This is a genomic window from Xanthomonas campestris pv. badrii, from assembly GCF_012848175.1.
Taxonomy (GTDB): Bacteria; Pseudomonadota; Gammaproteobacteria; order Xanthomonadales; family Xanthomonadaceae; genus Xanthomonas; species Xanthomonas campestris_C.
The window spans coordinates 1,576,978-1,591,444 of record NZ_CP051651.1 but is presented as its reverse complement, the minus strand read 5'-3'; the positions used below and the strand labels follow the sequence as shown (position 1 = coordinate 1,591,444).

The 14,467-nt window shown below is 65.1% G+C and carries 14 protein-coding genes; 3 read left to right on the top strand and 11 right to left on the bottom strand.

Annotated features, from left to right (window positions below):
* Positions 1–87 precede the first annotated feature (87 nt).
* The 11 genes from HG421_RS06775 to HG421_RS06725 all read right to left on the bottom strand — a co-directional run bounded on the left by HG421_RS06775 (position 88) and on the right by HG421_RS06725 (position 11,400).
* Entirely contained in the window at positions 88–1,200 is a 1,113-nt protein-coding gene (locus HG421_RS06775) for a glycosyltransferase family 4 protein (RefSeq protein ID WP_169705763.1), read from the bottom strand.
* Complete coding sequence (locus HG421_RS06770) at positions 1,197–2,327, bottom strand: glycosyltransferase family 4 protein (RefSeq protein ID WP_169705762.1); 1,131 nt, start codon at positions 2,325–2,327, stop codon at positions 1,197–1,199. The genes HG421_RS06775 and HG421_RS06770 overlap by 4 nt, the downstream gene beginning before the upstream one ends.
* 115 nt (positions 2,328–2,442) lie before the next feature.
* Positions 2,443–3,141: a class I SAM-dependent methyltransferase gene (locus tag HG421_RS06765; RefSeq protein ID WP_169705761.1), complete on the bottom strand. Its 699-nt coding sequence runs from the start codon at positions 3,139–3,141 to the stop codon at positions 2,443–2,445.
* Positions 3,138–4,358: an amidohydrolase family protein gene (locus tag HG421_RS06760; protein WP_169705760.1), complete on the bottom strand. Its 1,221-nt coding sequence runs from the start codon at positions 4,356–4,358 to the stop codon at positions 3,138–3,140. The genes HG421_RS06765 and HG421_RS06760 overlap by 4 nt, the downstream gene beginning before the upstream one ends.
* Before the next feature lie 12 nt (positions 4,359–4,370).
* Positions 4,371–5,213, bottom strand: a complete 843-nt coding sequence (locus HG421_RS06755; protein WP_169705759.1) for a class I SAM-dependent methyltransferase — start codon at positions 5,211–5,213, stop codon at positions 4,371–4,373.
* A 267-nt stretch (positions 5,214–5,480) separates the two neighbouring features.
* Positions 5,481–6,329: a Wzz/FepE/Etk N-terminal domain-containing protein gene (locus tag HG421_RS06750; protein ID WP_169705758.1), complete on the bottom strand. Its 849-nt coding sequence runs from the start codon at positions 6,327–6,329 to the stop codon at positions 5,481–5,483.
* A 42-nt stretch (positions 6,330–6,371) separates the two neighbouring features.
* On the bottom strand, positions 6,372–7,460 hold the full coding sequence (locus HG421_RS06745; protein WP_266103391.1) for a hypothetical protein: 1,089 nt from the start codon (positions 7,458–7,460) through the stop codon (positions 6,372–6,374).
* Between the two features lie 37 nt (positions 7,461–7,497).
* Positions 7,498–8,451 (bottom strand): glycosyltransferase, encoded by a 954-nt coding sequence (locus HG421_RS06740; protein WP_169705756.1) that lies wholly within the window; start codon positions 8,449–8,451, stop codon positions 7,498–7,500.
* On the bottom strand, positions 8,448–9,701 hold the full coding sequence (locus tag HG421_RS06735; RefSeq protein ID WP_169705755.1) for an O-antigen translocase: 1,254 nt from the start codon (positions 9,699–9,701) through the stop codon (positions 8,448–8,450). Before HG421_RS06735 ends, HG421_RS06740 begins: the two co-directional genes overlap by 4 nt.
* Entirely contained in the window at positions 9,698–10,816 is a 1,119-nt protein-coding gene (locus HG421_RS06730) for a DegT/DnrJ/EryC1/StrS family aminotransferase (RefSeq protein ID WP_282434635.1), read from the bottom strand. Before HG421_RS06730 ends, HG421_RS06735 begins: the two co-directional genes overlap by 4 nt.
* 161 nt (positions 10,817–10,977) lie before the next feature.
* Positions 10,978–11,400 carry a sugar 3,4-ketoisomerase gene (locus HG421_RS06725; RefSeq protein ID WP_169708109.1) on the bottom strand — a complete coding sequence of 141 codons (423 nt, stop codon included), beginning with the start codon at positions 11,398–11,400 and terminating at the stop codon, positions 10,978–10,980.
* Between the two features lie 309 nt (positions 11,401–11,709).
* Between HG421_RS06725 and HG421_RS06720 the strand changes: the two genes are divergently transcribed.
* From HG421_RS06720 to HG421_RS06710, 3 genes are all read left to right on the top strand, one after another.
* Entirely contained in the window at positions 11,710–12,330 is a 621-nt protein-coding gene (locus HG421_RS06720) for a cytochrome b (RefSeq protein WP_169705754.1), read from the top strand.
* A gap of 71 nt (positions 12,331–12,401) precedes the next feature.
* The gene (locus tag HG421_RS06715) at positions 12,402–13,748 is read left to right on the top strand and encodes a cytochrome C (RefSeq protein WP_169705753.1); all 1,347 of its coding nucleotides are present in this window, start codon (positions 12,402–12,404) and stop codon (positions 13,746–13,748) included.
* A gap of 34 nt (positions 13,749–13,782) precedes the next feature.
* A complete protein-coding gene (locus HG421_RS06710; RefSeq protein WP_169705752.1) occupies positions 13,783–14,172 on the top strand; it encodes a c-type cytochrome in 390 nt (129 codons plus the stop codon).
* The last annotated feature ends 295 nt before the right edge of the window (positions 14,173–14,467 follow it).

Genomic DNA, 14,467 nt, shown 5'->3' with positions numbered 1-14,467 from the left:
GCACACGGCGATGGCAACCATCGTCCAGCGCTGCAACCGGCCCGGCCAGCCGTACTGATCTGACGACACGCATTCCTGGACCAACGCTCAGCGCAGCGGCCGACGCTCGCACAGCTGACGGTAGATTTTTTCGAACTGACGCGTGGTGAATGCCGCATCTTCGCGGACCGCGCGGCATTGCGCGGCCCATGCCAGGCGCAGGCGTAGTTCGTCATCGCCAAGCACCTGGCGGATGGCCTCGGCCATGCCCGCCCAATCGCCCGGCGGAACCGCCAACGCTGCGACCGGTGCCCATTCGATGAGGTGGCCAACCGCGGTGCCGACGGTGGGAACGCCGGCAACGGCAGCTTCCAGCAGCACCAACGGGCCGGCTTCATGCAACGAGGACAGCACCAGCAGATCGGCCGACAGCATGATCGGGCGCAATTCGCGCTGGGTCTTGAAGCCGAGCAAGCGCACCTGCTCCTGCAGGCCGAGCTGCTGCACCAGACGCTGCATGGCACCGTCCAGCGTATCGACGCCGACCATGTCCAGCGTAAAGGCGACACCGGCGCGCGAGAGTGCGGCCATTGCCTGCAGCAAGGTGCGCTGGTCCTTGACCGGATTGAGGCTGGCCACATGCAGCAGACGCGCGCTCGCACCGTGGCGTGCACGCGGCGCCGCCGCCGGCCATGCGCGCAGATCCACGCCCAACGGCACCCGCTGCGCGTGCAGGCCCAGTGCCTGCAGGGAGGCAATGATGGGTTCACTGGCAGCGGTCACCCGGTCGGCCAGGCGCAGGATCACCGCTTCGCGCAGACGCCCACGCCAACGCCGGCGGCCGCCGTAGCCGATCGCATGCAAGGCCACCAGTTCACCGCCGGCGATATGCACCACGCTGGGACGCCGCAACAGCCGCGCCGCGAGGACGGCGATCAGGCTGCAGTAGCCGGAGAAGATCGCCTGGATCACATCGAACGGCGCGCGCCGATGTTCCTCGACGATGGCCACCACTGCACGCAGGCGCGTGCGCCGCTCACCGATGTTGTGCACCTTGGCGCCGCGCAGCATCCAGGTGGCCGGCAGCGGCTCCTGATGCAGGACGAACACGTGCACCTCATGGTGGCGCGCCAGCCACTCGATCAAGGTCAGGAACACCGGAATCACGCGGACCTCGCCACTGCGGTCCACCCCTCCCGGTACCACCAGCGCCAGTTTCATCGCGCACGCTCCTGCGCATGGCCCAGCACGCTGGCGTAGGCCTGTGCCCACTGCCGCCCCACTGCGGCGAACGACAGGCGCGCATCGAAATGGGCGCGCACCTGCGCCCGGCTGGGCCGCTGCCGCGATACGCGCACCAACAGTTCCGACAGCGCGGCGGCATCGCCCACCGGCCACAGTTCGCCCACCGTGCCGGCAGCGCTGAGCGCATCGAACGCAGGGATATCGGTCAGCAGCGGCAGGCTGCCGCAGGCATAGGCTTCCAGCGCCGCGTAGCCGCAGCTTTCGGTATGACTGGCGGAGACGAAGATGTCGCTGGCCTGCAGCAAGGTCTGCACACGCGCATGCTCCACCTTGCCCAGCAACTGCACGCAGCGCGCCAGCAGCGGATCGGCGCGCAGCCGTTGCTGGATCTGCGCCAGCAGCGGCGCCTGGTCGAAAACGCACCACAGGCGCAGGCCGGGCACGCGACGCGCGGCCACGGCGACTGCATCGAGCACGCACAGGGGATCCTTGGCCGGGCTCAGATGCCCCACCCACACCACACAGGGGTCGCCGTGCAGGCCGGTCTGCTCGCGCGCCAGCGCTTGTGCGCCCGGCGTAAAGCGGCTGCTGGATTCGGGAATGGCAAATAGCTGCGTGCCGGTACCGAACAGACGCGCACGCTGGAACGGCCGCGCCAGCGCCAGGGAGGTGAACGCGATTCCGGCAGCGGCACCATAACGTGCCCTCCACAGCATGCGGCTCCACCATCGCGGCGGACGATTGGCATGATCCTGCAGCAGGATCGGCATACGCGGCAGTAGACGCGCAAGCCGTCGCGCATCCCCGGCGAATTCCAGGCCATGCACATGGATCACATCGACGTCGAGTTCCTGCAGGAGCGCGTGCAGCGTGTTGGCGCGGGCAGCGCTGCCACGCGTACCGAGCGCGGTAAACCAATACTGCACGCCGTGCCGCGACACGCGTGCCTCCAGTGTAGAGGCCTGAATCACCGACACGCGGATACCCGCACTGGCCACCGCCTCGGCAATGTCGGCCAGCGACGGCCACTGCGCGAACACCTGCTCGATGCTCAGGCCATCAGGAGTCGCCACCAGATTGAGCTGGGCCACATGCAGGGTCATGGCGTGCACAGCAACGCGCGATGGACGTGTACGCCACATCGCCCACGTCCGCAGCACTGCCCACAGCAGCCAGCACCGCTCGCACAGCGCGACCACCGCCTATTGATCCGCGCGTTCACGCGACGCGCCGCAACCGCAGCACCAGGGCCACCGGGACCTGCAGCGCCACCTTGTCGAAACGCGCGCCGGCGGGAATATCGGCCGGATCCAGCATCGGCTCGGCAACGGCTTCGATCGCAAAGCCCAATGCCGTGCACGCCGCATGCCAGTGGCTATACAGATGCTGGGTATGACGCACCGCGTAGTGGCGGCCGTCGGACTTGAAGTCGCGGCGCCAGCCCAGCGCATCGCCGATCGGGTGCACGTCGCTGCACAGCACGATGCCATCGGGACGGGTGACCCGATGCAGCTCCTCCAGCGCCGGCCACAACCGCGGCAGATGCCCGACCACCAGCCCGCAGACACTGAAATCGGCCACCGCATCGGCGAGCGGCAAGTGATCGAGGCTGCCCTGCTGCAGGCTCACCCGCGCAGGTGGCCAGTGCCGCGCCAGTTCGCTACCGGCACGCTGCAGCATCTGCGGCGACAGATCCACGCCGGTGACGTGCCGTGCGCCCCGCCGCAAGGCATGAACCATGTAACGGCCGCTGCCACAGCCTGCATCCAGCACATGCTGGCCCTGCAGCAGCGCCGGCATCAGGCCGAGCATGGCGCGCTCTTCGGCCAGCATCACCGGATTGTGCGCATGCGGCGGATACGCCGACGCCCATAGCGCATACGCATCCACCGGATCGAGCACCGGCACTGCGCTCACGACGCGCCCCCGATGGCAACCAGCGCATCAGATGCCGACGGCGCTGCGTGCCGTATGCATTCCAGACCGGGTTCCAGTGCCAGCACCGCCGGATCTGCCAGCGCGGCGTCGAGCAACTTGGGGCGGCCGTCCAGCAGCACCGGAATGGTCTGGATGCCGGCAGCATCGAACCACGGGGCGAAATCCGGATCGGCAATGCGTGGCTTGCCGTCGCGGATCACTGCGCGCAGCGCGCTGCGATCGCAACCGATGATGCTGCTGGCGGCCTCGCCGCCGCGGTCGCGCACGATCACCAGATCCGCCACCGCACCAGGCGCGATACGCCCGCGCCTTGCCATCCGCAGGATGCGTGCTGCCTGATCGGTGACCAGGCCAAGCAGCAGGTCCGGCGCCAGGCCACTGTCGGCGGCAACGTGCAGTTCGTCGAGCAGATCGCGCGAGCCGCTCACGCGCGAATCGCTGCCCAGCGCGAGCCGCCCGGCCATGCACAGGCGCCAGGGGTCCAGGGTGCGACCGAGCAGAGCCAGATTGCTCGACGGGCACCACACCACCGCCGCACCGCGCGCGATGACCCGTTCGATGTCCTGCTCGCCCATGCCCACGCCATGGATCAGCACCGTATTGGACGCCAGGCAGCCCAGCCGATCGAGCGTGTCCAGCTCGGCGCGCGCCACCGCATCGGTGCCTTCGGCCAGGTGGATCATCCATGGATGCGCCGAAGGGGTGGCCGCAAAGCTGCCCTGCACCGGCGGCCCGTAGCCCGTCCAGCCCAGCGCGTAGCTCCAACCGAACTCGCGCAGCACGTGTACCGGATACCCGGCTTCATCCAGGGTGGCGTGCCAGGGGTCGTGCTGCGCCACGCAGGTCACGCCGGCCAGGAGATTCTTCAAGCCGCCGTGACGCAGCCGCACCGCCTTGGGCACACGCAGTGCCGCGGCCACGTCCGGATGCTGGAAATGCGCCTGGAACGCCTCGATCCACGCATAGCTATTGGCGAACGGCGCCCCCTGCGGCAGCGGCGGGACGCCGTTGACCTGCAAATGCTCATGCGCATTGATCAGTCCCGGCACCAGCACATGGCCCTGCAGATCCAGCCGCAAGGTTCCGGTGCCGACCGTGCCACCGAAGCGGCCGTTGCGCATGCTGACCGCCGCATGCGACACCCCGGCCAGGGTGATCGCGCGCGCGCCCTGCAGGCAGACATCGGCCATGGCCATCGAGCTCTCCACTCAGCGCTTGCGCATCACGATCAGGAAGTGATCGCCCATATCGCGCAACACTGGCAATCCGCCAAACCGATCGTCCAACGCACCCAGGCGCTGTGCCAGGCGCGGGTGGCGCTCGCAGACATCCACCAGGTACGGCGGCGGCAGGAACAGGCTCAGGGCGCGATAGCTGTCCAGCACGAAGTGCTGCTCAAACGCGCGATAGAACTCGCGCGGCAGGTGGTACCAGGTCCAGATGGTGTGGCCGTTCATGCCGACTGCCGTTGCGCCCCTGGCCGCCCGCACCGCCGCCCGCTTGAAGCGGCCGCGCAGCGCGTAGTGGCCGATTTCCCATGGACAGATCCGCCCGATCACCGAAAACACCAGGCAGCCGTCGGCACGCAGCAGACGTGCGCATTCGGCGGCCACGGCCGGCAGGTCCGGCGCGCAGTTGAGCGGGCCGAAATTGGAGTACATGCCATCGAAGGTGCCGTCGAGCCGATCGAGCTGCTGGATGCCCACGTGCGCGGCAGCCAGCCGTTCTTCCAGGCCCTGGCTGGCAGCGCGATGGCGGGTGCGCTCGACCATGGCCGGCGACCAGTCGGTGGCCAGCACGCGGTACCCGCGCCGTGCGAATTCGCCGGCATCCAGCCCGGTTCCGCAGCCCAGGTCCACCAGCCGCGAGCCCACCGGCAATTCGGCAGCCACGGTGTCCCACAAGGTGGTGCGCATGCGCTGGATCAGCGCATTGTTGCCGCGCGGGCCATCGTAATCGGGGGCGACGCTGTCGAACGCACGTTGCGTCTCCAGCAATTGCTCCGGTGCGACCGTCCCGCCACGCGCCGCATGCTCACTGACCACCGACATGCATCGCCTCCCACACCTGTCCTGCTGAACTCACGGCACTCTCCGGACGCGGAGCCGCCACTGCGGCATCGCTTGATAGACCCGTGAGTGCCAGCGCCCGCCGGTTTGGTTGCAGGCGGGTTACTGCGCAGATGCGTGAGGATCACCCGCAAACTGCAGCAACTGACTGGCGCCCGGCGCGCCCCCGACAGCAGCGGTGATGCGACAGGCGTGCGCACCGCAGCCTTGCCGAATGCCTGCTCCGGCGCCGGGCCGCAGCCGCCGAGGTCAGGCGATGGCCGCCGCCGTCGCCACCCTACGGCGCCGCCAGGCATTGCGCAGCACCGCCACCAACACGCCCAGCCCCGCACCACCGAGCAGACCGAGCGCTCCCACCATCGCGGTGTTCGGAAATGCGCGCTGCTCTGGCACATACACCGGCCACGCCAACGAGGTCTGGTAGGTGTAGCGGTCGGTCAGCCGCGCCACCAGATCGTCGTGCTCGGCCTTGATCGCGCGGATGGTGGTGTTGCTGTCGGTCAGCAGCACGCCGGCCAGCACCTGCGCCGGGCTCGTCGCTCCACCCGGCCCGGCGTCGAGTTGCCGTTGCAGCTGTTCGCGGTTGCGCACGGCAACACGCAGGTCCTCGCTCAGGCCTTGCAGGCGGGTGCGAGCGAGCGTGAGTGCGGTGGTGTTGGTGTCGCCATGCAGATTTTTCAGCGTATCCACCGTCGCCATGGCCAGGCTGCGCGCCTGCTGCGGCGAATCGGCACGGATGGTGATGCCGATCAGATTGGCATATGGGTCGGGATCGGGCTTGAGGCTGCTCCGATACAGTTGCGCTGCACGGCTTTTGAGCGGCACGCCGGCGCGCTGCAGCACCGCATCCTGAAACAGCCGCGTCTTCATCCGGTCGATCACGCGCTGGAACGGCTCGACCTTCGGATCGCGGCCGGCCGGCGTCGGGCCGATTTCACCCACCTGGATCCATGCGGTGGCTTCCCACTGTGGTTTGGCCACGCGCAGGAACACGAGGCTGAGCGCCACGACCACGACGAACGCGGCCAGCGCCCAGCGCCATTCGCGGCGCAGGATGCGCCACAGGTCGATCAGATAGATTTCGTCGTGTTGATTCATGGTGCGCAAGCTCTGCAACAAGAGGATGGAAATTCGCCGCGCTCACGCGGCAGACGGATGTGCCGCGTGGCGGTTGGGCAACAGCACGGTGCAGGCATGCAGCACCAGGCACAGCGCGATAAAGCCGAAGTTGGTCCAGGTGAATGCTTGTGGAGCGAACGGCGACATCAGACACGCATAGGCCAGGCGCAGGAAGATCAGCACGTGGAAGATCGACAGCGATCCGTTGAGCCGCCGCACGCTCCACACCAGCCCCGCGTACAGCGTCAACAGCGCCAGCAGCGCGCCTGGCGCGCCCCAGGCCATCAGGAACGGGAAGAACTCGGTACCCACGTTGATATTGGGTGCATCCAGCGGAATGCTTGTCCCGGCGGTGGCAATGGAGCCACTGAATGGCACCAATTGGTTGATCAGGAAGCTGGCGTTGACGTACCCCTTGGCCAGCATCGCACCGAAGTTGTATGGCCCGGCGCTGATGTACAGCAACAGCCACTGCACGCCTTGCGGCATGGCGCGATAGAACGTGCCGAACGGCAACGCCACCGTGGCCAACGAGCCCGAACGCAGCGCGCCCAGCACCGAAAACACCCCGCCGCCGGCCAATACCAGAACGCAGATCGTCTTCCACGGCAGCCGGCGCACCGGGTCGCGCCGCAGCAGCATCACCAGCACGAAGGAGAACAGGCCGGCAAAGATGCGATTACGGTCGATCACCACGATGGGAAAGACGAACCCGAACGCCACCATCGCCGCACGTAGGCCGCGATGGCGCACGCAGAGCAACGCAATCGGCGGCAGGATCCAGCACATGTTGGAGATGTGCCGCACATGCGAGCGCAGCGGGCTCAAGGTGGCATACGAGGACGGATCGCTGAACAATGGGATCGGAAACAGCACCACGTCCGCGATGCAGAACAGCGCGACCACCGCGGCCAGCGTCATCGCCAGAAACGCGTCGCGGGTGCCTGCATAGCGATAGTTGCGGAACTGTTCGGCCGCCGGCAGCCGGATGCGCAGCAGTACATCCAGCACAGGGGTCAGCAAAGCCATGACCGCCAGCACTACAACCCCTTGCATGTAGCCAGGTGGCAGTACGTAGATCAGCCATGTGACACTACAGCTGACCAGCATTGCTGGCAAAAGATAGGACGACGGCCAGCGTAGAGCCTCAACCACCTAACACTCCCCGAGGACGCAGCGCCGGGCGGGCCACTGCCGCCAAGCAGCACTTCCACCCATAGCGCACGAGCCAGTAACCAACGTGCAGTGGCCGCCGCTGCAAAAACGCAATCTTGGCGGCGATGTAGTCAGCTTCGGCATGCAGCAAGATGCTTTCGGGCACGTCGAACAGAGGCCGATGGCGCATCGCAACATCCCTGAATTCACGCAAATTGGCAAGACGCCTCTGCACGTCCCGGGTTTTGCTGGCATTGCTCCCATGCAATCGATAGGCGCAGACCGTGCTGTCCACGAAGCCCAACCCATCGCGCGCCACAAGCCTAAGAAAAAAATCCCAATCTTCGATTTTCAAACGCTCGTCCCAGGCAGTTCGAGCATCGAATGCGTTGGCTCTGAGCATAATGACCGCCCCGCTGATCGCCCATCGAGAGATGATCACGCGGCGGATTCCGAGATCGGACAGGTATTCGCTCTTGCGAGCGCCATGCAGATCAGACATTGCGCTGGCGTGCAGCAGTCTTCCACACTGATCAACGACGCATGCATCACCGATGACGGCGCTCTTTTCAGTGTTTTTTAGGAGAAATTTGACCTGCACTTCCAGGCCACCTGGGATCAGATAGTCATCACTGGCCACGACACGAAGGAACTGACCATGCGCGCGTAGCGCCAGCTCATTCAGGGTGGCTGCTACGCCGCGATTGGGTCGGCGTACAAAATGCACCGGAATCCTGCTTCCATGCACCAATATCCACTGCGCAATCACCTCTCCGGTCCCGTCAACGGAGCCATCATCAATGATGACGATTTCCTTTTCCGGATACGGATCTTCCAAGACGCTATCCAGACACCTACCAATAAAACATGCGTGATTGAACGCAGGAATCAGGACCGACACCAGGGGCAGTCGCACACGCATCTGATCCTGTGCATGAAGCGTCATGCCGACTGCACCAGATAACGGCGAATTACCACCAGATTAAACAGCAGATACAGCGCATAGTTGGCGACGAACGCGTACATGGCGCCAAGTACGCCGAAACGTGCGCCGAAACCATACACGAGCAACACATAGCTGGCAGCGAACACACACTCGGAAATCACGAAGGTGCGCGTCATTGCCTTGGCAAGCATCACATATGACAGCACGAACGCAGAGATCTTGATCACGTCGCCCAGCAGCTGCGGACCGTACAACGGAAGCGCAGCGGCGAACTCGGCGGCAAACAACAGGGCGGTCAACCACTCACGGCAAAGATAGATGCCGAGCGCCAGGACGATCACCGCCGGCATGACGTGGCGGTAGGCCGCACGCAACTCTTTTACTAGCGCCTCTCGCCCATGCTGCGAGGCGATCCGTGGCAGATAGTAGACATTGATTGCAGTGGTGAAAAACAGCAGGTACGCGTCCGACACCCGACCGACTGCTTGCCAGTATCCCACCTGCTGCCAGCCAAAATGCGCTGCCAGATGGTCGCGCACCAGCATGGCCGCAAGCTGTGGCGCCAATGTGGAGGTGAGCGTCATCGCCGAGAATGCGGCGAGCTTTCGCGTCATCCCCGGATCGAAATGTGTACGCAGCATTGCGTCGGAAAAATATGGGCTGCGCCTTAGCGCAGGCACACAGGCAAGTAAGCACATCACCTGTCCCAGCACCCAGGCCATCAGCACGCCCTGCAAATGCCAGCGACCGGACGCCCAAACCACAACCAGTACGCTTGCCACCGAGCCGCTGACCTGCACAATCGCCAGGCGGCGAACATCACTGAAGCCGTTGATCACTGCCAGGATGTAGTTCACCAGCGCAATGCCTACCTGCGCCAGGGCCAGGATGCAGATCACCGTCTGGTAGCTTCTATCGCCAAACAGCCGCTCCGCCAACAGGCCACTGCAGGCGAGCACCAGCGCGGCCATCAGCAGCGATGCGCATCCGGTGTACCAAAGCGCCGCGCCGAGCAGCCGCGCAAGTACAGCAGCATCATGGCGGTACTCGGCCACATACTTGACGATCCCGGTGCCGATGCCACCACCGGCTAGCACGGCCAACACCGACATCAGCGCAAGGAACTGGCCGAGTCGTCCGACACCTTCCGGGCCGGCGTAGAGCGCAACGAGCTTGAGCACCACCAGCGCCGCAAACAGCTTGGTTAGCGTGGCAAGGCCGGTATAGGCGCTGCTGCGCAACACACTCATGCTGACGCCTTGAATACCTGGCAGGCAGCGATCACGCGTGCCACATCCGATTCCTCCAGCGCAGGCCCAATGGGCAAGCTCAGCACCTCACGATGCAGCTGTTCGCTGATCGGCAAAGAGGCCGTCCCAAGCATGGCGTAGGCAGGCTGCCGATGCGGGGGAACCGGATAATGAATCAGGGTCTGGATGCCATGGTGGGCCAGGTGGCTCTGCAGGGCGTCGCGCTGGGGGCTGCGTATGACAAAAAGGTGCCAGACGTGCCGCTCCGGCGACGTCACCGCAGGCAATGCGATCAGAGGATGCGTAATCGCGTCCAGATATCGCTGCGCCACGGCACGGCGGCGCTGGACGTCCTCATCCAAATGCTCAAGCTTGACCCGCAGCATCGCTGCCTGCATCTCGTCCAAGCGAGAGTTGACCCCCTGATACAGGTGCTCATACTTGACTTCGGACCCGTAATTTCGCAGCGCGCGGATGCGCTGGGTCAGCGCGGTGTCAGAGGTCGTGATTGCCCCGCCATCGCCCAGCGCTCCTAGATTCTTGCTGGGAAAGAAACTGAACGCAGCAGCATCTCCGAATGCGCCTGCACGGATACCGCCGCAACTAGCACCGTGCGCCTGAGCGGCGTCTTCAATCAGCAGCAGCCCATAGCATCGCGCCAGAGCCTGCAGTGCCGTCATGTCGGCAAGCTGGCCGTAGAGATGTACTGCCATGATGGCCCGCGTCCGCGGCCCGATCGCCTTTTCCACTGCTGCCGGGTCAAGATTGAAGCTACCCGGCTCAGGCTCCACCGGTACCAGCACCAAATTGTTCTGGCTGATAGCGAGAAATGTGGCAATGAATGTATTGGCCGGGACGATGATCTCATCGCCTTCGCGCAACGCGCCCAGATCGCGATAGCCGCGCAAGATCAACGACAAGGCATCCAGCCCATTGCCCACACCGACTGCGTGTGCGGTGCCGCAATAGTGAGCAAACTCCTGCTCGAACGATGACAGCTCCTGACCAAGCACATACCTACCCGAATCGATGACACGAGCCGCAGCAGCTTTGAGTGCTTCGGCGTAAGCGGCATTGACTGCACGTAGATCCAGAAACGGAACATCCTGCTGCAGGGCATTCTTATGCGCCACGACTTCCAGCCGTTCATGATGGCTGCGACTCACTGACAGCGACTGGGTGGCAAAGGGGGCAGAACCTACGTTGTCAGTAGAACGACGGGGATGTGCTCTTGCTGAAAGCAACACAGCATCGCTGGATGGCGGTTTCTCCACGATCAGGCCTCCAATCGGCTTAAGCCGCGGACTTCGGTCAGGAATTCGTCGTAATCCAGGATGTAATCGCCTGGATCGTAGAATTGGTCGGCCAGCACCATCAGCACGCAATCCGGGCTGAAGTGGTGCAGGTCGCGCCAGACCATGCGCCCGAGTAGCAGTCCTTGCGACGGGTCGTCCAGGCGCACCTCGGTCGGGCCATCGCCCTTGCCGTCGTCCAGCAGAATCGTCACCGAGCCATGCAGGGCCACGGCCAGTTGATTGAGCTGACGGTGCGCATGCTGGCCACGATGCACGCCATCACGGGTGCCGAACAGGTAGTACACGCGACGTATCTGGAAAGGGACATTGCGCTCTTGCTCCAGCGAAATGAGCAAGCCGCGATCGTCGCCATGGGTATGCAACTGGATGGGTTCGAAGGCCATGATCCGGGGCGTTACCGCTGACTGCGCGTAGTGCGACATGCCTGAGTGCGCCGCGATGCGCGAAAGGTTGCGCCAGGTCCTGGCGCTGCGAAGCCACGTGCGCGAAAGCGCAGTAGCAGCACCACGCCGCGCCGGCCTTGCCCCGTTACGATAAAAATTCGTTGGCGCGATGCAACCTTTCACCGGCATCGCCGCACCCATCGGTGCACGTTCACCTGGCCGCGGTTCGGCCGGCGTGGGGAGCCAGGCCTGGCAGCGCACTGCGAACTGCCGGAACCAACGACCACCACCGGTGAGGACACCGACCAGATGCGTTCATCCCCTCAGGCGCCCGACACGGCAGCCACCGCCAGCGCCCCCGCGCTACCACTGCCGGAGCAGACCGCGCCGTCCGTGCGCGTGACCCCGCTCCCCAGATCCATGCGCGTCCTACACTGGCTCACGGTGCTGTGCCTGGTGATGGCGGCCAGCCTGATCCTGCTTCGCGCCGAACTCGATGGACGCGCACTGCGTCAGTGGCTGCTGGAGGGCCACCGCCATTTCGGCTTGATGGTATTACTGCTGTTCGTATTACGCGTTGGCCTGCGCCTGCGTCTGCGCAAGCTGCTGCCCGGCCCGCCCGCTCCGCTGATCACCCGCTTGCTCGCCGGCGCCACGCATCTGGCCATGTACGGGCTGATGCTCGCACTGCCGCTGATCGGCTGGTCGCTGAGTAATGCCTTCGGCAAGACGGTGTATCTGTTCGGGCTGCCGCTGCCGAACCTGATCGAGGTGGATGCGGACCTGGGCGACACCCTGGGCACCTGGCACTTGAACGCGGCCTGGGCGCTGTTGGCACTGGTGCTGCTGCACATCGGTGCCGCGCTGTGGCATCACCTGGTGCTGCGCGACGGCCTGCTGCGCCGCGTGTTGCCGGGCAAGCACGCATGAGCACCGCCGTTTTCCGCACCCGCCGCCGTTTCCGCCCTGCCCCACCCCGCTCCGTCGAACAAGGACTTTCCATGCCTACTTCCCAGCCTGCTCCGCGCCGCGCCACCGCATCGCGCACTGCCTCCCTGACATCCTTGTTGTGCGTGTCCGGCCCGCTGTTGCTGCTGGCCAGCACGCAGGCGCAGGCGATCCCCTCGTTCGCCAGCCAGACCGGCTCTTCGTGCGCGGATTGCCACGTCGGTTCCTACGGCCCCTCGCTTACGCCTTACGGCATGCGTTTCAAGCTGGGCGGTTTCACCGACACCGATGGCGAGGGCACCAAGATCCCGGTCTCCGGCCAGCTCACCTGGGCGCGCAACAACCCCAGCCGCGGCGACAGCACCGCGCGGCTGACCCAGGCCGATCTGTATCTGGCCGGCCGGGTCAGCGACAACGTGGGCGGCTACTCCAAGATCCGCTCCAACAACAGCGGCAACGCCACCTTCGATACGCGCCTGGACGACGTCGATCTGCGCTTCGTCACCAAGCCGTTCCAGCTGGGCGGCAAGGACACCATGATCGGTGTCAGCGTCAACAACAACCCGGGCATTTCCGACCCGATCCACGTATTGCCCAATGCCTCCACGCTGACCCCGGCCTCCAACGGCGGCGCGTCCACCATGCTCAGTTCCTCGTCGCTGTCCAACCGCGTGATCGGTGCCAGCGTGTACGGGCTGTACGACAAGAACTGGTATGGCGAATTGGGCAGCTACCGCGCCTTGTCGCCCTCGGCGCAGGATCGCCTCGGCTGGCCGGTCAACGGCGACCCGGGCAAGCTCAGCGACACCACCTACGCGCGCCTGGCCTATATGAAGGACATGAAGCGGCAGTTCTTCTCGGTGGGGCTGACCGCACTCAACACGCGCCGTCAGCGCCCGCGCAACGGGCCCAGCGACGACCTCACCGATTTCGGCTACGACCTCACCTACCAGTTCCTCGGCACGCGCGAACACGTGGCGTCGCTGGCCTACGTCAACATCTACGAGCGCCGCAAGTACGGCAGCCCGCTGATGTCGTCCGACCCGACCATGCCTGCGCTGGATCGTGGCAGCGTGCGCGATCAGACCTTCAGCGTGAACTACGCCTACAAGCAGACCTATGGCGTGCTGGCCGCGCACATGATCAACACCGGCTCGTTCGATGCGGCGCGCTACTCGCCGGTCGGCATTCCCGACACCACCAGCAATCTGATCCTGCTGTACTGGAGCCCGTTCGGCCGCGAGGGCACCTACACCACCAACGCCAATCTGCGCGTGTCGGCTGGCTGGTTCCGGTTCGACAAGTTCAACGGCAGCACCTCCAACGTGTTCCGTGGCCCGCCGATCACCAATCCGCGCGATCTCGACAGCTTCACGCTGTCGGTCAACCTGGCATTCTGATCCCCCACCGCTGCACGCACCCGTACGGACCCACATGCATCCATTCCACAAGACATTGTTATGCGCACCACTGGCTGGCGTGTTGCTGGCCAGCGCAACCCTGGCCACACCGGCGCGCGCCGAAGATGGAAAGAGCGTCTTTGCGACCGAGTGCGCCGAATGCCATAGCGCCACCCAGGGCAAGAACAAGAAAGGCCCGTCCCTGTTCGGCGTCATCAACCGTCCCGCCGGCAGCGTGGCCGACTTCAGTGGCTACTCCCCGGAGCTCAAGGCCAGCAAGCGCACCTGGGACGCGGCCAGCCTCAAGGCTTTCCTGAAGACAGATTCCAAAAAGGCGATACCAGGCACGAAGATGAAGTACGAAGGGCTGGAAGACGAGAAAGAGCTGGATGCCCTGATCGCCTATCTGAGCACGCTCCGCTGAGCCGAGGCCGTTGCGGTTAGCGATCACTGCCGGCAGGCACGGATGCCTCTGGCAGCATAGGGCCGCTGCGGCAGCCGAGGCCGGACACGCCGCCGATGCAGCTTTCCGAAGGCCGCGCTCAGGCAAGCGCTGGCGCTTCAAGCCCGGTACAGCCTGCCGGCCGCAGTCTCCGCGGTCGGCAGCCGATCACCCACCACACCAGGACTGGTGCACGGTTTGCGTTGCCTGAGCCGACACCTTCGCGTATACGGACGAAACCGCCGCAGCCTGGGCGGTCTCGTCCTGCGTGATGGGT

What these genes read in the sequence shown, in the direction of transcription:
- HG421_RS06715 (WP_169705753.1), top strand. Translation starts at nt 12,402, where the DNA reads ATGCCTACTTCCCAGCCTGCTCCGCGCCGCGCCACCGCATCGCGCACT.
- HG421_RS06710 (WP_169705752.1), top strand. Translation starts at nt 13,783, where the DNA reads ATGCATCCATTCCACAAGACATTGTTATGCGCACCACTGGCTGGCGTG.
- HG421_RS06725 (WP_169708109.1), bottom strand. Translation starts at nt 11,400, where the DNA reads ATGGCCTTCGAACCCATCCAGTTGCATACCCATGGCGACGATCGCGGC.
- HG421_RS06745 (WP_266103391.1), bottom strand. Translation starts at nt 7,460, where the DNA reads ATGCTGGTCAGCTGTAGTGTCACATGGCTGATCTACGTACTGCCACCT.
- HG421_RS06740 (WP_169705756.1), bottom strand. Translation starts at nt 8,451, where the DNA reads ATGACGCTTCATGCACAGGATCAGATGCGTGTGCGACTGCCCCTGGTG.
- HG421_RS06735 (WP_169705755.1), bottom strand. Translation starts at nt 9,701, where the DNA reads ATGAGTGTGTTGCGCAGCAGCGCCTATACCGGCCTTGCCACGCTAACC.
- HG421_RS06775 (WP_169705763.1), bottom strand. Translation starts at nt 1,200, where the DNA reads ATGAAACTGGCGCTGGTGGTACCGGGAGGGGTGGACCGCAGTGGCGAG.
- HG421_RS06720 (WP_169705754.1), top strand. Translation starts at nt 11,710, where the DNA reads ATGCGTTCATCCCCTCAGGCGCCCGACACGGCAGCCACCGCCAGCGCC.
- HG421_RS06760 (WP_169705760.1), bottom strand. Translation starts at nt 4,358, where the DNA reads ATGGCCATGGCCGATGTCTGCCTGCAGGGCGCGCGCGCGATCACCCTG.
- HG421_RS06755 (WP_169705759.1), bottom strand. Translation starts at nt 5,213, where the DNA reads ATGTCGGTGGTCAGTGAGCATGCGGCGCGTGGCGGGACGGTCGCACCG.
- HG421_RS06770 (WP_169705762.1), bottom strand. Translation starts at nt 2,327, where the DNA reads ATGACCCTGCATGTGGCCCAGCTCAATCTGGTGGCGACTCCTGATGGC.
- HG421_RS06750 (WP_169705758.1), bottom strand. Translation starts at nt 6,329, where the DNA reads ATGAATCAACACGACGAAATCTATCTGATCGACCTGTGGCGCATCCTG.